This window comes from Myroides sp. WP-1 (assembly GCF_014145635.1).
In the GTDB taxonomy this organism is placed as follows: domain Bacteria; phylum Bacteroidota; class Bacteroidia; order Flavobacteriales; family Flavobacteriaceae; genus Flavobacterium.
Map to the genome: position 1 here is coordinate 1 of NZ_JACHTC010000012.1, position 22,658 is coordinate 22,658.

Annotated in this window: 9 protein-coding genes and 1 pseudogene; all 10 read right to left on the reverse strand. The window is 37.2% G+C overall.

Annotated features, from left to right (window positions below):
* A pseudogene (locus H4K33_RS11280) lies at window positions 1-1,745 on the reverse strand (hypothetical protein); the annotation flags it as partial.
* A 623-nt stretch (window positions 1,746-2,368) separates the two neighbouring features.
* Window positions 2,369-4,276: an acetate--CoA ligase gene (acs, locus tag H4K33_RS11285; protein ID WP_182648996.1), complete on the reverse strand. Its 1,908-nt coding sequence runs from the start codon at window positions 4,274-4,276 to the stop codon at window positions 2,369-2,371.
* Between the two features lie 176 nt (window positions 4,277-4,452).
* The gene (locus H4K33_RS11290; RefSeq protein ID WP_182648998.1) at window positions 4,453-5,397 is read right to left on the reverse strand and encodes a nitronate monooxygenase family protein; all 945 of its coding nucleotides are present in this window, start codon (window positions 5,395-5,397) and stop codon (window positions 4,453-4,455) included.
* 16 nt (window positions 5,398-5,413) lie between these two features.
* Window positions 5,414-6,628, reverse strand: coding sequence for a tRNA 2-thiouridine(34) synthase MnmA (mnmA, locus tag H4K33_RS11295; RefSeq protein WP_182649000.1), 1,215 nt, complete (start codon window positions 6,626-6,628; stop codon window positions 5,414-5,416).
* 208 nt (window positions 6,629-6,836) lie between these two features.
* Window positions 6,837-7,694: an outer membrane beta-barrel protein gene (locus tag H4K33_RS11300; RefSeq protein WP_182649002.1), complete on the reverse strand. Its 858-nt coding sequence runs from the start codon at window positions 7,692-7,694 to the stop codon at window positions 6,837-6,839.
* A gap of 37 nt (window positions 7,695-7,731) precedes the next feature.
* The gene (locus H4K33_RS11305) at window positions 7,732-14,217 is read right to left on the reverse strand and encodes an MBG domain-containing protein (protein WP_182649005.1); all 6,486 of its coding nucleotides are present in this window, start codon (window positions 14,215-14,217) and stop codon (window positions 7,732-7,734) included.
* Between the two features lie 760 nt (window positions 14,218-14,977).
* A complete protein-coding gene (gene yidC / locus H4K33_RS11310) occupies window positions 14,978-16,879 on the reverse strand; it encodes a membrane protein insertase YidC (RefSeq protein WP_182649007.1) in 1,902 nt (633 codons plus the stop codon).
* Between the two features lie 47 nt (window positions 16,880-16,926).
* Window positions 16,927-18,540, reverse strand: coding sequence for a CTP synthase (locus tag H4K33_RS11315; protein WP_182649009.1), 1,614 nt, complete (start codon window positions 18,538-18,540; stop codon window positions 16,927-16,929).
* Between the two features lie 374 nt (window positions 18,541-18,914).
* The gene (locus H4K33_RS11320; RefSeq protein ID WP_182649011.1) at window positions 18,915-20,837 is read right to left on the reverse strand and encodes an LTA synthase family protein; all 1,923 of its coding nucleotides are present in this window, start codon (window positions 20,835-20,837) and stop codon (window positions 18,915-18,917) included.
* Window positions 20,838-21,473: 636 nt separating this feature from the next.
* Window positions 21,474-22,652: an efflux RND transporter periplasmic adaptor subunit gene (locus tag H4K33_RS11325; protein WP_182649013.1), complete on the reverse strand. Its 1,179-nt coding sequence runs from the start codon at window positions 22,650-22,652 to the stop codon at window positions 21,474-21,476.
* Window positions 22,653-22,658: the final 6 nt, after the last annotated feature.

A 22,658-nucleotide genomic window follows, 5' to 3' on the forward strand; every position in this document is an offset into this window, starting at 1 on the left:
TTGACGATATTAGTGATCAACGACATATTATTTGTCAATTCAGTCACAAACTTCGTGTTATTAGCTATTTCAGTTACATCTAATTCAACCGTGTTTCCATCTGAATCGGTAATTGTCAACATATCGTTCACTAAAGTGAAGCTTTCGTTGGTTGTATTGAAATCAGCCCAATCGATCTCTTCTTGAGTGCCGTCTTCTTTGATGTGGTAGAATTTCTTCTCTGTTACATTGTAAACAACGTTTCCGTATTTACCTTTTAACTTGTTGACGATATTAGTGATCAACGACATATTATTTGTCAATTCAGTCACAAACTTCGTGTTATTAGCTATTTCAGTTACATCTAATTCAACCGTGTTTCCATCTGAATCGGTAATGGTCAACATATCGTTCACCAAAGTGAAGCTTTCGTTGGTTGTATTAAAGTCTGTCCAATCGATCTCTTCTTGAGTTCCGTCAGTTTTGATGTGGTAGAATTTCTTCTCTGTTACATTGTAAACTACGTTTCCGTATTTACCAGCTAACTTGTTGACGATGTTATTAATCAACGTTTCGTTTTCTGTCAACTTGGTGATGAACTTCGTATTGCTCGCAATTTCTTCTACGTTTAAGGCAACCGTGTTTCCATCTGAATCGGTAATTGTCAACATATCGTTCACTAAAGTGAAGCTTTCGTTGGTTGTATTGAAATCAGCCCAATCGATAAGCTCTTGAGTACCGTCTTCTTTGATGTGGTAGAATTTCTTCTCTGTTACATTATATACAACGTTACCGTATTTGCCTTTTAACTTGTTGACGATATTAGTGATCAACGACATATTATTTGTCAATTCAGTCACAAACTTCGTGTTATTAGCTATTTCAGTTACATCTAATTCAACCGTGTTTCCATCTGAATCGGTAATTGTCAGCATATCGTTCACCAAAGTGAAGCTTTCGTTGGTTGTATTAAAGTCTGTCCAATCGATAAGCTCTTGAGTACCGTCTTCTTTGATGTGGTAGAATTTCTTCTCTGTTACATTGTAGACAACGTTACCGTATTTGCCTTTTAACTTATTGATCAACTCCGAAATGAAACTAGAATTATCAACAAGTTTTCTGACGAAAGTTAAATTCGCTGCAATATCCTGAACGTGTAACCTCACAGATCTATTATCAAGGTCTGTTACCATTAAAAAGTCTTCTTCCAATGTAAAACTTACGTTGGTTGTATTTAAATCATCCCAAGTAATTACTTGATGCGTACCGTCTTCTTTAATATAATAGAATTTATGATCTGTCGTATTGTAATAAACGTTACCATATTTACCCGTTAATTTATTGACAACCTCCGTAATAAACTTAGAGTTGGCCGCAATATCTTCAACCGCCATAGAAACAGTATTACCTTCTGAATCTGTAACTGTTAGAAAATCATTAATCAAACTAAAACTTACGTTCGTTGTATTAACATAGGATTGTGAATTTAGTAAACGCACCCATTTCTCTTTATCCCAATAATAGAATCCAGCGGGTAAATTGACATCTCCTAAATTATATACAAATAAACTTTCTACTAAATCACCTTCGATAGGTGCTTTATCTTTTTCGCCTTTTAACGTGACTCTCGGAAATAAAACCCCCTTTTTATCCGAGACGATGTCAAGTTGACTTGAATTAGTAGGAGTTACTGTTCCAATACCAACTTGGGCAGTTACAAAACCAGTTGCAAACAACGCCATCAATGGAATAACTTTTCTAATCATATTACAATTTTTAATAAATTTTACTCAATAATTTATTAAATTTAAGAATAATTAAACCCTCAAAAACACCATAAAAATGAATAACCAACAATATACTAACAGGGTATAATTATAAAATTGTTATTTTCAAACTTAATTTTGAGATTTTTTATCAAACAAACATTCTCTAATAGTGACTTTTCGCAAAAATAAAAGTGGAGATACTGTATAATTTTCGATGACAAAGAGAGAAATCATCCAAATAAATAAGTAAAAAAGAAAAACAATAAGTAATTAACACAAAAGCGCTCAAAATTCCTTTTATAATATATCAGTAAAAAACACCTCAAAATCAACTAAAAACACAAACAATAAACACCTTTTAGTACGTCAATAACTTCCTAACACAACCATAAAACTTTGGATATCACCTAAATCATGTGTTTTTTAGATGTCATTAATTACTTTTAGCTATTAAAGTTGACAATATGAGAGGTTCGTATTTTGCGAATTACAAAGTACTATTACAGGAATAAATTCCTTCAAAAGAATACGTGTTCATCTTAGTACAAAAAAAAAGCTTGAGTTAAAACTCAAGCTTTTTTTTTGTACTTGCGAGCCTTTTCAGCCTCACTACTATTGTATTAAATTTTTCCGTCTTTGATTTTTTCAATCACTTCTGGATTAATTAACGTTGAAACATCTCCGAAATCTTTAGTTTCTCCATCCGCGATTGAACGTAATATTCTACGCATAATTTTGCCTGATCGAGTTTTAGGTAAACTCTCGACGAATTGAATCTTATCTAACTTGGCAATTGGACCAATATGACTACTGATATATTGATTGATTTCCTTGATAACATTTTCGCGATCGCGGTATTCTCCTTCTACTTTCAAGGTAATAAAACCATATAAAGCATTTCCTTTAATATCGTGTTTATACCCTACTACAGCACTCTCTGCAACTGCTGGGTGCTCATTGATTGCATCTTCAATTGGAGCTGTACCTAAATTGTGTCCTGAAACAATCACAACATCATCTGCACGTCCTGTAATTCTATAGTATCCCACTTCATCTCTCAGTGCACCATCTCCGGTGAAATACTTTCCTGGAAACTGACTGAAATACGTGTCTTTATAACGTTGATGATCTCCCCAAATTGTACGTGCCATGGATGGCCAAGGAAATTTTACACAAAGAGAACCGTCGATTTGATTGTCTTCGATTTCATTTCGTTTTTCATCCATCAATACAGCTTGAATACCTGGTAAAGGTAAGGTTGCATACGTTGGTTTTGTAGGAGTAATGAAAGGCAGTGGTGAAATTAAAATACTTCCTGTTTCTGTTTGCCACCAAGTATCTACGATAGGACATTTCTTCTTCCCAACATGATCATTATACCAGTGCCATGCTTCTTCGTTAATGGGTTCTCCAACAGAGCCTATTACACGTAAACTAGATAAGTCATGTTCGTTTACATACTTATAGTCTTCTGTCATTAAAGAACGAATCGCTGTTGGTGCAGTATAAAATTGCGTTACTTTATATTTATCGATAATATCCCAGAAACGACTTGGTGTTGGATAAGTTGGGACACCTTCGAACATAACGGTTGTAGCACCGTTTAACAAAGGTCCGTATACGATATACGAGTGTCCGGTAATCCATCCACAATCTGCAGTACACCAAAAAATATCATCGTCTTTATAGTCAAAAATATTTTTAAATGAATAAGCGGTTTGCACCATATAACCTGCAGTAGTGTGCACCATTCCCTTTGGCATTCCAGTAGAACCAGAAGTATAAAGAATAAACAAAGGATCTTCCGCATCCATTACTTGTGCCACATGATTTGTTGAAGCTGCTTCTAATAATGGGTTTAACCAAATATCTCTGCCCTCTTGCATAGCAGTATCCGCTCCCGTACGCTCAACAACCAAAACTTGTCCTACTGAAGGACACGATTTTAATGCCTCGTCAATAATGGGTTTTAATGGGATGGTTTTGTTACCTCTAAAACTTCCATCAGAAGTGATAACATAATGACAGTCCGCATCATTAATTCGCTTACTTACTGCAGAAGATGAAAATCCAGCAAAAATAACACTGTGAATTGCACCAATTCGAGCACAAGCCAACATTGCTATCGCTAGTTCGGGAATCATCGGTAAGTAAATACAAACGCGATCACCCTTTTTCACGCCTTGTTCTTTCAATACATTTGCCATTTTACAAACGCGATTGAACAAATCGTTATACGTAATTATCTGTTGTGGTTCTTCTGGATTATTCGGTTCGAAAATGATAGCAGGTTTCTCTCCTCTTTTTGCTAAGTGTCTATCGACGCAGTTTTTTACGATATTGAGCTTTGCGTTGACAAACCACTCAAATTTAGATTCCTCCATATCAAATTGAAATACCTTATCCCAAACTTGATACCATACAAAGTTTTCTTCTGCAATTTTACTCCAAAACTTTCTAGGTTCTCGCACTGATTTTTTATAGTGCTTGAAATATTGTTCAAGGTTTTCTATTTTATAATAACTCATCTGTAGTGTGTGGTTTATTTTAGTTTATTTTACTTTCTATAAAAATAAAAGATTATTAGTATATACCAAAAAACCATACGAAGTTTTTATTTAAAAATCGCATGGTTTTTAGAATATTACAAAAAATCGAATCATTTTTCACTCGTTCCCGAGTCTTGGTATTGCATCAGATTCTTTTAAAAATCGAACGTTGTTTGTTGCGCTTCTCGGAAATCACGCATTACAGTCTTTATAATTTGGGCTACAGGTTCTACTTGGTGTATTAATCCAGCTACTTGTCCTGCTTCTAATTCTCCTTCAACTAAATCTCCTTCAAACATTCCTTTTTTGGATCGTCCTTTACCGAGGTAAGTGCGCAGTTCTTCTGTTGTTGCTCCTTTTTCATATCGGGAAGCTATTCCTTGATAGAATTCATTCTTAATTAGTCGAACAGGTGCTAATTCTTTGAGTGTTACAATTGTATCTCCTTCCTGAACGTTGATCACTCTGTCTTTAAATGCATCATGTGCAGAACTTTCTGTGGAAGCGATAAAACGAGTTCCCATTTGTACACCTTCTGCACCGAGAATCATAGCTGCTAGCATACCGCGTCCTGTTGCAATTCCTCCTGCTGCAAGCACAGGAATACTAACTTTCTCCGTTACCATGGGTATCAAGGTAAAGGTAGTAGTCTCTTCCCTTCCGTTGTGACCACCTGCTTCAAATCCTTCCGCAACAATTGCATCTACACCTGCTTCTTGAGCTTTTAATGCAAATTTGGAGGAGCTAATTACATGAACTACTGTTATTCCATGTGCTTTTAGAAAAGGGGTCCATAACTTGGGATTCCCAGCAGAAGTAAAGACGATCTTAATGTCTTCCTCCACAATAATTCGCATTATTTCTTCCAAATCTGGGTACAAAAGCGAAACGTTTACACCGAAAGGCTTGTCCGTTGCCTGCTTGCACTTTTGAATATGTGTTCTCAAAACATCTGGATACATAGACCCTGCTCCTAATAGACCTAAACCTCCTGCATTACTTACTGCACTGGCAAGTTTATAGCCACTATTCCAAACCATTCCCCCTTGTATGATAGGGTATTGTATGCCAAAAAGGGCAGTTATTCTATTTTGTGCCATGTGTTTTGTTTTTAGGTTATTCTACTTTAGAGATGACTCCAGAGCCTATTAACTCTTCGTCTATGTGCCAAGATACAAATTGTCCTTCTGTAATAGCTGATTGCGGTTCGCTAAAACGAACATACATCCCTTTTTCCATTTTATACAACGTTGCGTCTTGTAAAGGTTGACGGTAGCGAATACGCGCTTTAATCTGCATCGTCTCACCTACTTCCAATTTCAAATCCTCTCTGATCCAATGAATTTCATGCTCTTGCACAAATAAAGTGCGATGAAACAACCCTGGGTGTGTATTTCCTTGTCCAGTATAAATACTATTGGTTACTACATCAGTAGCAATAACAAACAAGGGTTCTACGGTTCCTCCTACATTCAATCCTTTACGTTGCCCCACTGTAAAATAATGTGCCCCATAGTGATCTCCTACTTTTTTACCCATTTCAGGTGAATAAGTAAACGCTTTAGCCTCAGCATACAACTCTTCTTCTAACGTAGCAAATGCTTGTTTCTCAACAGGTGTAAATGTTGCTGCATCACGCGGTATCTCGTAAATAAAACCGTCTTTGGGTTTTAATTGTTGTTGTAAAAATTCTGGCAAACGCACTTTTCCTATGAAACACAAACCTTGTGAATCTTTCTTCTCCGCCGTAATTAAATCTGCTTCCGCAGCAATTTCTCTTACTTTAGATTTGTATAACTCCCCAACGGGAAATAAAGCTTTAGCCAATTGTTCTTGTGATAATTGACATAAGAAATACGATTGATCTTTTGATGGATCTACTCCCGCTAATAATTTGTACACGGTTTGAGTTGTACCATCTTCTAATACAACCTCTTCTTCCGCTTTGCGACAATAATGTCCTGTAGCTACATAATCAGCTCCTAATTCTAAAGCAATCTTCATGAAAACATCAAACTTGATTTCTCTATTGCACAGTACATCAGGATTTGGGGTACGACCATTCTCATACTCCTTAAACATATAGTCTACTATCTTCTCCTTATATTGTTCACTTAAATCTACCGTTTGAAAAGGAATGCCTAATTTCTCGGCAACCATCAGAGCGTCATTGCTATCTTCTAGCCAGGGACACTCGTTCGAAATTGTCACAGAATCATCATGCCAATTTTTCATGAATAATCCGATCACTTCGTATCCTTGTTCTTTCAATAAGTAGGCGGCAACACTTGAATCTACCCCCCCTGAAAGTCCTACTACTACTCTTTTCATATTTTAAAAAAACTAAGCTACAAAGGTAAGGAGAAATGAATTAATTTAATACGTTTTTACCGTTGTATTAAGAAAGGCTTTCATTGGGAGTTGTGAGGTTCGACTCATCACCTCACCACCCAACCACCAACAAAAAAACCACCCCTACAAAGGGATGGTCTATCTTTCTATACCTATTTTCTGTTAACCGTTAACTGTTAACCATTAATTACAACCCAAATCCATAGCGTAATTGAATACCGAAGTTATAACTTTTAAACACGGCGTTTGAGCTTTCTTGAATGCTACTATACACCAAGGCATCATTTTCAACAGGTTGGTACATCAGTACTTGTTCTTTGGATGTTTGTATGTCTGGTTTTTGGTTGTTGACACCTAAATCAAAATATACTCCAACATATAAATTTTGGTTGTCTTTGATGTTGTATTTCATTCCCACTTCTCCAATCCACGCCCAACGGTCTTTTAAGTCTAACTTGGGTTTGGCTTCGACTTGCTCTTGATAAGCAAATCCCGCATACAATAAATCTTGATCTAACAGTAGATTGTATTGAGGGAAAAAGCCCGAAGTTTGCAAGCCACTCCACGTTACTGTAGTTTTATTACTCATGATCAACGAATACTGTATTCCTGTTCGAGCATAAAAAGCTCTTTCTCCCTTCCCTACGTATTGCACGGTTAATGGAATATTTAGTTGAGAAACTTTCCACTCTTCTTTGTAGGATTTTCCGTGGTAGCTAAAAACAAATTTTTCATTCTCCCAATCGACTTCTTCGCTATTTCCTTTTAGATTATTAGCTGTAAAAGTTGTGGTTTGCATAGCATATTGTCCTCCAATTCCCAAACTCCACGTTGCGTTGAGATAATAATCGTATTGAATTCCTACTGCCGTACTCATTTTAAAATCAGTCGAAATTTGAGTAGGTAGACTACCGTAGTTTTGCGACATTCCTGCCTTTGCTATTACGCCAATTTCGTGATTCTTGTAATAATAAGGTTTATACTGCGCCTGTGCAGTATAGCCTACACTAATTAAAAAAACGGCAAGGTAAAAATATTGTTTCATTGTGTTGCTAGTGGTTATGGGCGGATGTAATCCGCCCTTATTTGATGATAAATTGGATTCCTTCTTGCTTGTCAGCGATTTTTAAAACCAAGTAATACGATCCTGTGGCAACGGTTGCGGGGATTTCAATTCCCATTCTCGTTGAATCCACTTCACCGCGTTTGATCAATTGTCCTTTGATGCTGTAAATCGCATAGCTTATTGTTTCTTGATAGTTGCCATCCAAGCGAACGCTTAACCAAGCACTTTTTTCTACTGGATTTGGATAAACTGCCCAATTAGTAGCTTGTTTACTTTCAAGTGCAATCGGACAACTTCTTATCTTTTGGCCGTTGTGAAGCGTTAATTCTACTTCATAAACAGCAGAAGCATCGAATGTGGTTCCGGAATCACTACCTGCTGATTGGAATTGTTTTTTACCGATAGACACGCCATTTTTAAACCATTCATATGCACTAAATACATAGCCTCCATTGGTATGTTTGTTGTTGTTGACCAATAAGACGTTACCATACTTTTGGAATACAATGTTTTCCGTTGGCATGCGTTTATCAATTACGATTTTATACGTTTGGATAACCGTTCCATTTTGTGCCTGTACCGTAATCACTTGTTCATATCTTCCATAGGCAGGAACGGGAACAATAAAATCATGGGATGGTTGTACAACTGCTCCATTTTGGGTAGTAACAACAAAATGTACTTTCTCTTGGTTGTACTCACAACTCAATACCACTTGTAATTCTCCTTCGATTTTACCATAATCTACACCATCTAGTTGCAGATTCCAAATACTGGCATCTCTACTTGTTACTTCTATGGTTTGAATAACAGGAGTTGCTGCTTTGTAATTTGAATCCCCTTCTTGGTGTGCGGATACCGTTACAACTCCTGGCTGTAAGAAGCGAAGGTTCCCTGCTGCATCAACAACAGCTATTGTCGGATCGTCTATTGTATACGAAATCGGCAATCCAGAACTTGCCGTTGCTTGTAGTTGTAACGTTGGGATATCTTCCATCACTACTAGCGCAGGTGCAGTAAAGCGAATATGCTGTTCTGCAGAGGTAATAGTCAATATTCCCAATAAACGCAACGGCTCATAGTTAGTACCATAATCAATTGTTGCTGCAACAGTATAGCGCCCAACTTGAGTTTGGTCATTGTTTTCATAGGTTATTACGGCTCCATCCGCCAATAGTCCCTCTACTTGTAAACGCTTCACTTCACCATCGTAAACAAAAGATTGAGCAGGTAGTGTAAGTCCAGTAATCGCTCCTTTTTTAATTTCAAATACACCCGCTGTAAACGATTGAATGGTATAATTTGAACGAGGTGCCAAACTTCCTTGCTCAATAGCATACATCCCCACCGATTCACCTATCTCTCGCTCTAATTGTCCCATCATTACATTGGCAGGATAATCCCCTCGCTGTAACCCTGTAACGGTATACGTCAGCACAGGATCAGCTTGTCCTACTCTTTTTTGTTGGTTTGGATTAACCACAATTGCAATTGGCGCTGGTGTAATTGCAAAATGCTCTTCATCAACGAGGACTAGGTTATAATTGCTCTGCACAGCTTGTAGACTTCCTAACTTATAAGAATAAAGACCAACATTTTCACTATTTGTACGACCAAGCGTTCCTATTAACGCATCTCCTAGGGTATCTCCATTACTCAATCCGCTAACCGTAAAGGCTAAGACAGGATCGACTTGTCCGTATACTTTGCTTTGGTTTGGCAGAGGAGAAATGCGTAACTCAATCGGATGAATCGTTAAATGAGCACCAACAAAAGTCAAAGTATAATTGGCTGTAGTTGCTAAATTCCCTTGTTTTATTGGATATGTTCCTACCCATTCTCCACTTTCACGATTCAATGTACCTTGCATTACTGTTGCTATATCATCATTCCATTGTAATCCGGAAACGGTATAGGTTAAAGCAGGATCTACTTCACCATAAGCTTTGGTTTGTGCAGTTGCTGTTACGATCAATTCAGCTGGTGTAATTGTGAAATCAGCTCCTTCATACACCATGTTGTAATTTGCCGTAGCGACTAAACTTCCCTGTTGAATAGCATAGTTCCCAACTGATTCACCTGTGACACGTGTTAAACTTCCAGCTAGCACAGCTGAAGCTTCTTCGTTATTTTGTAATCCTGAAACCGTGTAAGTTAAGGCAGGATCGGCTTCGCCATAGGTTTTCGTTTTAGGTTCTGCCGTTACGGTTAAAGTAGCAGACTGAATCTCGAAATTTGCACTGTCATACGTTAGTGTATAATTCGAAGAAATTAGGGCTACAGTACCTTGTTGAATAGCATAGTTCCCAACTGATTCACCTGCAACACGCGTTAAACTTCCAGCTAGCACAGCTGAAGCTTCTTCATTATTTTGTAATCCTGCAACCGTGTAAGTTAAGGCAGGATCTGCTTCTCCATAGGTTTTCGTTTTGAGTTCTGCCGTTACGGTTAATGCTGCTGCATCAATCGTAAGATTATCTCCAACGTAATTGAACGTATAATTCGCGTTAGCGATTAAACTACCCTTTTCAATAGCATACGTTCCTTTGGCTTCACCTGCAACACGCGTTAAACTTCCGGTGAATACGGTTGAAGCTTCTTCGTTGTTTTGTAATCCTGCAACCGTGTAGGTTAAGGCAGGATCTGCTTCTCCATAGGTTTTGATTTGAGGATCTGCCGTTACGGTTAATGCTGCTGCATCAATCGTAAGATTATCTCCAACGTAATTGAACGTATAATTAGCGTTAGCGATTAAACTACCCTTTTCAATAGCATACGTTCCTTTGGCTTCACCTGCAACACGCGTTAAACTTCCAGTGAATACGCTTGAAGCATCTTCGTTGTTTTGTAATCCTGCAACCGTGTAGGTTAAAGCAGGATCTGCTTCTCCATAGGTTTTGGTTTGAGGATTTGCCGTTACGGTTAATTCCGCTGCACCAATCGTAAGATTATCTCCTACATAATTGAACGTATAATTAGCGTTAGCGCTTAAACTTCCTTTTTCAATAGCATAGAGACCTTTGGCTTCACCTGCAACACGCGTTAAACTTCCTGTAAATACAGTTGAAGCTTCTTCGTTATTTTTCAAGCCAGAAACCGTGTAGGTTAAAGCAGGATCTGCTTCTCCATAGGTTTTGATTTGAGGTTCTGCCGTTACGGTTAATGCTGCTGCATCAATCGTAAGATTATCTCCTACATAATTGAAGATATAATTAGAGTTTGCGCCTAAGTATCCTTGCTCGATAGCATAGATTCCCTTAGTTTCACCCGGTATACGAGTTAACTCTCCAGAAAACACAGCTGAGGCTTGTTCATTAAATTGTAATCCTGCAACCGTGTAGGTTAAGGGAGGATCTGTTTCTCCATAGGTTTTGGTTTGAGGATTTGCAGTTACAATGACTGTAGCAGGAGTGATAGTAAAATCGGCTTCTTCGAACACTAAGGTATAATTTTCCGTAGTCTCTAAAGTTCCTTGTGTAATGCTATAATTCCCAACCGCTTCATCTCCAGTACGGGTTAACTCTCCAGAAAATACAGCTGAGGCTTGTTCATTAAATTGTAAGCCTGAGGCTGTATAAGTTAAAGCAGGGTCTGCTTCTCCATAGGTTTTAGTTTGAGACTCTGCGGTTACGGTTACTGTTGCGGGAAGAATTCTAAAGTTCGCATTATCCACATTAAGTATATAATTAGACGAAGCAGCCAAGGTTCCTCTGCTAATTACATAAGTACCAACCTCTTCTCCTGGAACACGAGTCAAACTTCCCATTAATTCATCATCATTGACCAACCCACTAACACGATATAACAAAGCAGGATCTTCCTCTCCATACACTTTTCTAGTAGGTTGTGCAGTCACCCATACAGACACAGGACGTACAGTCATACCGATACGACTTCTTATACTCTCACAACCATTTACTACTCCACTCACCCAATAGTCATAATTTCCTACAGCTAAGTTAGAAAAGGCTGGAGTATCAACAGGTAAACCACCTGTCTCCTCTGTGTACCATTGCAACTCTGTTGAACCTAGTGCATTATAAATACTAGTTCCAACCGTTTGGGAATCGGTTCCATAATTATAATGCACATTCATTCCTGATGTTTGAAGGCGAGCTTCTTCTACGACTACTTTTACGGCAGTACGCATCGGACTTTCACAAGCATAGAGAAATTGAGAAGCATAATAGGTTGTATTGTGTACCAAAGGAGTCGTATTAGGCAATGCGACACCCCCAGTTTCATTTGCATACCAGCTAATATTTGTTCCTGTTATTGCTATATCTGCCAATGTTGGATTTGAGCTTCTACAAAAATGTTGTATGGCCTGATCCACTGTAGGTGCAACTGCTTTAACTACTGTAGCATCGAGCATAACACCTGAGGTTGTACATGCTCTTTGGTATACCAGTTCAAAAAAATAGGCATAGAAAGCTCGATTCTCTACAGGTGTTAAACTAGAAGTTACCCTCAAACTATTGTGGCTATCGTATATCGGAAAAAGTACCTTTTGATCAATAAAAAGCTTCGCATTATTTACCTCTTTCAAAATCATTTTATACCCATTGCCTGCATTTAATTCAGCATTTAAAGGGACAGTAATTGGTACAGTAGGACCCGCGGCATTAATCGCTATAACATCTGATACATATACCTCTCTTCCACTTGAATTTAGAATCGCAACGCGGATGCTTCCCGATTGACTGGCGTATACTGTGGTGCTTTTAATCGTGCCTGGATCTAGTAGATCAAATGAAATTCCCCAAGTTGCATTCGTTTGGGTATCATTGGAATTGGTAGATAAACTTTGTTTACCTCCTTTGCTATCTTCTAAATAGGATTTGACATAGTAACTTTTTGATTCTGTTAAGGGAGGAGTTACAAAAGTAGAGCCTTCTCCTAAAACTTCCGTACTCGTTCGCGAGTCATACCAACGGAGTGTGCCATAATTAGCCTGAGCCTCCAAGGTTACAGGCCCGCCTTCACACACCCATCCACTTAACCCCCAAAGTAATCTATGGCAACTTGACTGTGTTACTTCAATATCGCCCAAGTATAATAAAAATTGATCTGCAAGGGAATGTACTTGAAAACCAATATACAAAACACCCGTTTCATCCGCTGTAAATTCAATTAATTTATCTGTTACTTGATCCGTTCCGCCTGTATCTACATTAAAAATTTCAGTGGTCATCGCTTCGGGATAAGCGAATTTCCCCAAACTTACGCGTAGCTTTTCATTAAATCTTTTATCTCTATACTTAAATCGCAAACGATACGTTTCTCCTCTAGTTACATTAATTCCACGGGTAAAAAACCAATCATCTGCTGATTGAGTAGGATTATATCGGTATCTCAAAGTAGGACCTTCAAAACCGATGATATTTCTTTCTGTGATCCAAGTATAATCATCTTCATTTGCATTTAAAATCGTCGTACAAGCAGGCGCATTTGGAGCATCCACTGCATCAAACGGTACCTTATAGGGGGTATTCACAGCATTGCATAAGGTAGTAAAAGTAAAAGGTCCTTTCCAATACCCTTGATTTGTATCTGAGCAAAACGAACGAACATAGAAGAAAAATGCTGTTGCATTGGCTAAATTAGTAAAAGTGATCTGATTGTTACTTTCACTAAAATCTTGACTTTGAACGAGTCCTGTGTTCCCAGACCCCGGTAAACCAGAGGTACGTAATTCATATTGATAGGTTGTTGCTGGCAACACTGGTAAATCGACTGTTGCAACTACGCTATTCATCGTTAACTTGCTAAATTCAACAAATTCAGGACTCGGACAACTATCTAGTAATTCTGCTGAAACAGCAAAAATATTTAGAACCCCTTCAAATGAAATGAGACGTAAAAACTTAATTTGCTTGACTTTCTTTAGCTGATTTTGTTTACTAATATTTAAAGTAACTTGATATAATCTAGGGTTATCTGTTGGTTTTTCTAAAATATTTGCGCCTGTTAATCGCCCAAAATTTTTATGAACCACAGGCAAAGAAGTTCCATTAAACCAATCGGGTACGCGGCTTGAAAATATTTCTGTAGTATCATCCTCAAAAATTACCGTTACTTCTAACGCTGTACTTGCTAATCCAGCCGTAGTTAGGACAAAAAGTTTTCTCGCCTTTACAGGTGTTGCTAAGTTAGATATGACACTTGATGTAGTAGTAGTTAAACGAATCGAATTATTCGCACTGTAATTTTGCAAAAGAAATTCCATTCCTGGTACAGAAGCAGAAGAAATACGACCACTCATAGGTAAACCTGTTCCGCTCAAAGATTGATTCGCATCTAACTTCCAATCCTCTGCAAGCAGATAATGTCCTGCACTATCGATATCATGTGTAGTTGAGGTACCAACCGCTCCAACACCATTAGCAATAACATCGGCATTATAACCATCTATTACTAGGGGTTGATAAGGTTGTGCTTGTAAAAAGCTACACTGTAGCGAAAAAATAAAAAAGAATAAATAATGAATCGTCTTTTTCATACGTAAGGGGATGTGAGTTTAAAGGTGTTTACCTATCTATTCTAATGCAATACATAAAACACCCTTAAGTTAATTTCGCAAAATTAGGCTTTTCTTAAGAAATAATACGCATTTAGAGGGGGGACAAATGGGGGACAAATGCATTATTGGTTGACAGTTAACTGTTGACGGGTTCTGTGGGTTGTGAGGTTTGTGAGGTTTGTGAGGTTTGTGAGGTTTGTGAGGTTTGTGTGGGTTGTTCTTTGTAGAGAATTTATAACTTCACAAAGAGCAAAGAGCAAAAAAATGTGTGGGTTGTGTGGGTTGTGTGGGTTGTTCTTTGTAGAGAATTTACAACTTCACAAAGAGCAAAGAGCAAAGAGCAAAAAAATGTGTGGGTTGTGTGGGTTGTTCTTTGTAGAGAATTTACAACTTCACAAAGAGCAAAGAGCAAAAAAATGTGTGGGTTGTGTGGGTTGTTCTTTGTAGAGAATTTACAACTTCACAAAGAGCAAAGAGCAAAAAAATGTGAGGGTTGTGAGGTTTGTGCGGTTTGTGAGGTTTGTGCGGTTTGTGTGGGTTGTTCTTTGTAGAGAATTTACAACTTCACAAAGAGCAAAGAGCAAAAAAATGTGAGGTTTGTGAGGTATTGGTAGATTTTGCTAAAATAAGGAAGTATTCTCTTTAAACGATAATCTCTACGACGAACAAAAAAAAACCATCCCTACAAAGGAATGGTTTTTCTTCTATCGATAATTTACCGTTAACCGTTAACTGTTACCTATTTTTTATTTTGATCTTTCAAGCGTTGTTGTTCTTGTGCTTGTTCCATCATTTCTTGCATTTTGCGTTGCCATTTTCCTTGTGGACGCTTTTTCGTTTTATTCTCTTCGATGGTAGCTAAGATCTTTTCATCTTTTACAATGTGGTTTTTAATTACATACATAATTCCGATTGTAATAGAGTTCGAGATGAAGTAGTACAACGATAAACCTGAAGCATAGTTATTAAAGAAAAATAACATCATGATTGGAGATACGTAGATCATGATTTTCATGATTTTACTCATATCTGGCATCCCTTCTTGTGTAGGTTGTGCCATTTGTTGATCTCCTGTTGTCATCTTCATGTAGAAGAAGATTGCGATAGACGCTAATAATGGGAATAAACTCACGTGGTTACCATAGAAAGGAATATTGAATGGCAATTGCAACACTGAGTCATACGATGATAAATCATCTGCCCATAAGAAGCTCTTTTGTCTTAAATCAAATGACGATGGGAAGAACTGGAACAACGAGTAGAAGATTGGGATCTGTAATAAGGCAGGAATACATCCAGCCATTGGATTCACCCCAGCTTTAGAGTACAATTTCATCGTCTCTTGCTGTTTCTTCATTGGATCATTCTTAAACTTCTCGTTTAACTCATTAACCTCTGGGCGAATCATTTTCATTTTCGCCTGAGATACGTACGATTTATACGTTAAAGGTGAAGTAAATAAACGAACTAAAATCGTCAATACAATAATACCAATACCGTAAGGTAAGAAGCTTGTTAATAATCCGAATACAGGAATAAACAAGAAACGGTTAATCCATCCGAAAATTCCCCATCCTAATGGAACGATATTATCTAAGTTGCGGTCATATGATTTTAATATTTTGAAATCTGATGGACCAAAATACCAGTTCATATCGTAGTTCAACTCTCCATTGCTATAATTTAAAGGAATAGCACTTGTAAATTGTTTCGTGAATACGGTATCCACTTTTTCGTCCGCTACTAAATTCTTTGTATTTAGCGTAGCACTTTCGAAATTTTTGTCTGTCAATAAGATCGACGTGAAAAAGTGTTGTTTATACGCGATATAAGAAACGTCTTTCAACTCTTTTGTATCGTCTTTGCTCGACTCACTAAGGTTGTTGTCTTTTCCTTTTTCGTGCTCATAGTATAAGCGAACGTATCTATTTTCATACGCAATACTTTTTTCATTGCGGTATGTTTTCATTTCCCAGTTTAATTCTGGCGTTTTAGAAACGTCTACAATTTTGCTTAATCCTTGCGTACGGATCGAGAAATCAAGCATATAATCATTCGGTTTCAATACATAGCGATACTCTAAAAACTCTGTTTCAGAAGCTTTTAAGCGCATAGCTAACACTTGGTTCTCCCCTTCTTTCGTTACTGTTGGTTCGAAGTATAAGTCTTCCGTATTGAATACGCGATTATCCGTTGTGTATAATTGCAAGTTAAAGTTGGCATTTTGATCTTTGATCAAGGCAACGATTTCTTCAGAATCCTTGCTAAAACGCTTAAAGTTATTTACAACTACATGCGATAATTTTCCTCCTTTATTATCAACTTCAAGTGTAAGTAAGTCCGTTTTTAAAGTTGTAGTTCCTCCTTTAGCTGCTGGTAACGTAGCACTATAAGCAAAAGGTCCGAATGTAGCGCGGATTTGTTCAGTTTGTAAAGAATCTCCTTCTACAGCTGGTGCTTGAAGCGCTTTTTCAAAAGTAGCGGATTGTTCTTGTTTAATACTTTCTTTCTGTGCTAATTCAGTATCCTTTTGTATGGATTCTTTTTCTTTATTGATGTTGTTCAACATCAACCAAATAAGCAATCCGGCAATAATTACAAAGCCAATGATACTGTTACGATCTAATTTTTTTCCTTCCATTACTTAATTTGTAAGTGATAAAATTTGTTATATAAAAAGTCTATTGATTAGTTGGATTTATAATCAATAGCTGCTTTTACAAAATGAACAAAAAGTGGGTGCGGTTTTGCTACCGTACTCTTGTACTCTGGGTGGAATTGAACTCCAACGAAGAATGGATGTGTATCCAATTCAACAATTTCGATCAATCCTGTTTCCGGATTCCAACCTGATGCAGTTAATCCTGCTTTTTCAAAGTCTTCTAAATATTGGTTGTTGAATTCATAACGGTGACGGTGACGCTCATTGATCATACTATCGCCATAAATATCAAACACTTTAGAACCTTCTTTCAATTTACAATCCCATCCACCTAAACGCATGGTACCTCCTTTGTCTGTAATATCTTTTTGGTCTTCCATAAAAGTAATTACAGGATATTGTGTACTCTCGTTTACTTCGGTAGTATTGGCTGTTTGATATCCCAGCACATTTCTAGCATACTCAATAACAGCCATTTGCATTCCCAAACAGATACCCAAGAAAGGAATATTGTTTTCTCTTGCAAATTTTACAGTTTCAATTTTTCCTTCAATACCACGTGATCCAAATCCTGGAGCAACTAAAATAGCGTCTAAGTTCTTCAACTTCTCGTTTACGTTGGTTGCTGTAATTAAATCCGATTGAATCGTAATAATATTCACTTTCGCTTGGTTTTGTGCACCACCGTGTACTAAAGCCTCTAAAATTGATTTATATGAATCTTGTAATTCCACATATTTTCCTACTAAACCAATATTTACAACGTGGTTAGGGAATTTTAAACGGTGGATAAACTCGTTCCATTTCACTAAATCTGGTGTTTGCTTTTCAGGTAAGTCTAAGCGTTTTAATGCTACTTTATCTAACCCTTCTTGCAACATTAAGTTTGGAACATCATAAATTGTTTCTGCATCAATTGACTGAATCACCGCTTCCGGTTTTACATTACAGAATTGTGCTAATTTTTGACGAATCTCAGAACTCAAGTTGTGCTCCGTTCTACACACCAAAATATCCGCTTTGATTCCGCTTTCCATTAACGTTTTTACAGAATGTTGCGTTGGTTTTGTTTTCAATTCACCTGCTGCCGCTAAGTATGGCACCAAAGTTAAGTGTACAACAATCGCATTATTGTCTCCTAACTCCCATAACAACTGACGTACCGATTCGATATAAGGTAACGATTCGATATCCCCAACTGTTCCACCAATTTCTGTAATTACGATGTCATAGTCACCTGTTTTACCAAGCAACTGCATGCGATCTTTAATTTCATTGGTGATGTGTGGTACAACTTGAACCGTTTTTCCTAAAAACTCTCCTCTCCTCTCCTTTTCAATAACAGATAAGTATACACGTCCTGTTGTTACGTTGTTGGCTTGAGAAGTTGGAACGTTCAAAAATCGCTCGTAATGCCCTAAATCCAAATCCGTTTCTGCTCCATCATCTGTCACGAAACACTCTCCGTGCTCATATGGATTTAACGTTCCTGGATCCACGTTGATATACGGATCAAATTTTTGAATTGTTGTCGAATAACCTCTCGCTTGCAACAATTTTGCTAGCGATGCTGCTATAATTCCTTTTCCTAGGGATGACGTAACGCCCCCTGTCACGAAAATATACTTAGCTTGTCTCATTTATGTTTATTTGTTGTGTTGTAAAGAATAAAACTTGGCAAAAGTACAACTTTTCCAGCTATTGTTCTAATTTTAGAAGTCGTAAAATAACTTTAAAATTTACTCATTTCTGTATAAAGGGATTAGCAATTGAAATGTTTGTCGTTTGATGTTTGTCGTTTGGTGTTTTAAAGAAAATACACCTATTTTAGCAAAATCAACGAACAACAATCAACGAACAACGTCTTTAGCTTGTTTTTTTGATTTCCTCATCTATCTCACCTAGTTTATATTTGTTTTGGTGTTCGATGAATCTTCACTGCGTTCCGATTTCATCATCTCATCATCTCATCATCTCAACAATCAACGAACAACAAACAACGAACATCCGTCAACTAATCCAATCGCTTATCGATAATTCGATCGAAATAATCTTGAACAAATGCTTTACACTTCATTTCAAGTGTTTCCATTTCTTTATTTTTCTGTTGAATTAAGTTGTGTTCTAATCCTTTATCGCTAATGGCATAAAATCCAGTTACTTCTTTTCCATTGAAGCGAACGATATAGTTTCCTTCTTGGTACGTATATTCATTTCCACCATAGTTGATGGTAAATGGCTTTACGATAGAATCATTCAACAAGCTTCTACCCCAACTTCTAAAGGGTTTATCATATCCAATCATATCTAACAATGTTGGATAAATATCGATTTGCTGTGCTAATTCTTTGTTTACTCCTTTATAACGCTCATCAGCGGTATAGAACAAAATAGGAACAGCAGTGCGGTTAACTAATTTTCGGTATTCATCATAATCAATTTGATTGGTATGATCCGCTGTGATAACAAAAATCGTATTCTTAAACCACGGTTCTTTGCTACTTTCTTCAAAAAAGCGTTTGAATGCATAATCTGTATAGCCAACCGTTTGGTGAATTTGTTGATTGCCTTTTGGGAATTTTCCTTTGTATTGTTCCGGTACGTTAAACGGTTCATGAGAAGAAACCGTAAATAGTGTTGCGAAGAAAGGTCCTTTTTTCTCGTTTAGCGTTTTGCGCATGTATTGAAAGAACGGTTCATCCCAAATACCCCATGTACCATCAAAATCATCATCATTGTTGTATTCTGTCTTACCATAATAGTGATCATAGCCCAAAATATTTCCAAAGCCTAAGAAGCCCATAGAACCATTTGGTGCACCGTGAAAGAAAGAGGTATCATATCCTTTTGACTTCAAAGTCGAAACCAATGATTCTATCTTTTGTTTCGGGAAAGGCGAAGATGTAAAAGCATCTTTAAACGACGGAATTCCCGCAATGACAGACGATACCCCGTGAATTGATTTATATCCGTTGGCAAAAGCATTAGGAAAAATCAAACTGTGTTGTGCTAAGGAGTCAATAAAAGGTGTATAGCTTTTAAAGTTGGGAATATTCATATCCTGATTAAAAGCCCCAATATATTCCCTTGCATAACTTTCGGTGATGAATAGTACAATATTTGGCGTCGATGGATCAGTAGAATAATACTGTTTTGTTCCACTTACATACTGATTTAACGTAGCTTCGTCCATGTATTGTACTTTTTTGAAGCTCGTTTTACCTATAGTACGCAAAATAGCAAAAGGTGTATTCAATACAATATCGGCATGTTCTGGTTTTTCTACATGGCGATTGGCATCAATGATATTCAACGGTCGTGTTGTTTTTTTCAAATCTCCACGTACACCAGCAATAAATCCAACCGCTACTAAAACAAAGATAAATACACTAGATAGATAGTAATTTTTCTTGCTTTCTATTTCCAGTGGTTTAGTAAATTTTACGCGTTTATACAGGTACACCCACAACACACAAAGTCCAATACACAAAGCAAAAACATGCCAGTAGTTCACTAAGAAATTAAGAAACAATTGCCCTTTATTAGATTCGTGTTCTAAACTGTCAAATACAGCAATCGTTGTGCGAGCATAAATAAATCGATAGTAGATAAAGTCGATAAAGTTTGTTGCATATGCTAACAAATTGGGAATGATATAGCTCCAAAACACTACTTTTTGATATCCTTTACTTGTACTTTTTACAATAGGAACAATCGACAGGAGAATAAATAAGCCGTTGACATAAAAAATAGCCATTCTATCAAAAGTCAATCCGTGATAGGCGAGTTTTAGAAACTGACCTACAGAATCAACAGCAAGCAAATCGCTATTGTACAAATAGAATAAAACTCTCGCTATAAAATAAAAAAAGAATGCTAAAAATAGTCGGTATGCAAACACCAACATTTCGTTTAATCTGAAGCGATTTGAAAGCATGATCGGTTATTCATTTAAAAATTGAACTACAAATTTAATTATTTCTAGGGCTTTAGCTATGGCCTAAGTCAATTCTTTTACATTTTAGACAGAAGATGGATGAAATAATGAGTTGATTGGCGTTTGTTGTTTGGAGATTGTCGATTTCGGCTCCACCTCAACACCTCACCACCTCAACACCTCACCACCTCACCACCTCACCATCTCACCATCTATCTCACCTAGTTTATATTGGTTTTAGTGTTCGATGAATATATCTCACTTATTTTATATTTGTTTTGGTGTTCGATGAATCTACACTGCGTTTCGATTTACACTGCGTTCCGATTTCACCACCTCACCACCTCACCATCTATCTCACCTAGTTTATATTGGTTTTAGTGTTCGATGAATATATCTCACTTATTTTATATTTGTTTTGGTGTTCGATGAATCTACACTGCGTTTCGATTTACACTGCGTTCCGATTTCACCACCTCACCACCTCACCATCTATCTCACCTAGTTTATATTGGTTTTAGTGTTCGATGAATCTACACTGCGTTCCGATTTCACCACCTCACCACCTCACCACCTCACCACCTCACCACCTCACCACCTCACCACCTCACCATCTCAACAAACAATCAAAATCAACTAATGACTATGCCCTCCGCCACCTTCGTTTTTAATCAAGTGACTTTGTAGATAGTAGGCCCCTTGTGTAACAATACTATAGTTTTCAGGTAAGGCTTCTACGATATCTACTTGAGTATATCCCAATTCTTTTACGCCTGTTTTCACTTCAACGCGCTTGTAGTGAAAGTGATCACCATGTTCTTCTGAAGCATCGGAAACGAAGATAAACTCACGTCCATCAGCTTTGATAATCGCTTCATTAGGTAATGCTTTGACCGTTTTAGCCCCTACATCAACCAAGGCATTCACATATAATCCCGGAATTAAATTATCCGGTACTTGATCAATATTAGCATGAGCAATCACCGTTTTTGTGCCTGGCTCAAATGCTTTTCCTATACTAAAAATGGTAGCTGTTACCTCTTCCTTATTGATATTGGTCAATTTAAACGACACCTTTTGCCCTTCGTGCACATAGGGCAAGTCCTTTTCGTATATTTTGAGATCCAAGTGAATTTTCGAATTATCTACTAAAGACAACAGCGTTTGTCCGTTTACGATATTAGTTCCAATTCGAATGGGAATTGAAGATACATTTCCACTAATAGGCGCAATGATTTTCAGCGTTCTTGCCATTGAGTTTGGATTTGTCGATAGCAAAGACAATTGATTGGTTAACGATTGATAACGCGACTTCTCAATATTCAATTCAGATTTCGTCTTTTGATAGGTTTTTTCAGAATTGACATTTTCAGCGCGTAGCGTTTGTTGGCGTTTATATTCCAATTCCAAATACTCTAAATTATTTTTAGAAATCTGATACTCTTCTTGTAAACGAATAAATTCAGGGCTATCAGCAATAGCCAATACTTGGCCTTTGGTTACTCGATCTCCAATATTCACGAGAATTTGCGTAATGGTTCCACTTAAAAAAGTAGTAACATCTGCTTGATTTTGAGGAGGCAATTCTGTTTGTCCGTTTACCTTGATCACGTCCGTTAGGTTCTTGTCTTCTAACTGCCCCATTACAATACCTGCTGCCTTTTTTTGCGCACTGTTTAGTTCTACTTCCTTTGCGCCATCTTCTTCGTGTTCATCTTCTTGTGTAACTATCGTTTCTTCTGTTGTCGTTTTATTTTGGCAATTGGCAAAGAAAATTGTTCCAAAAACAACTAAGGCTATATATATTCTTTTCATAGTAAA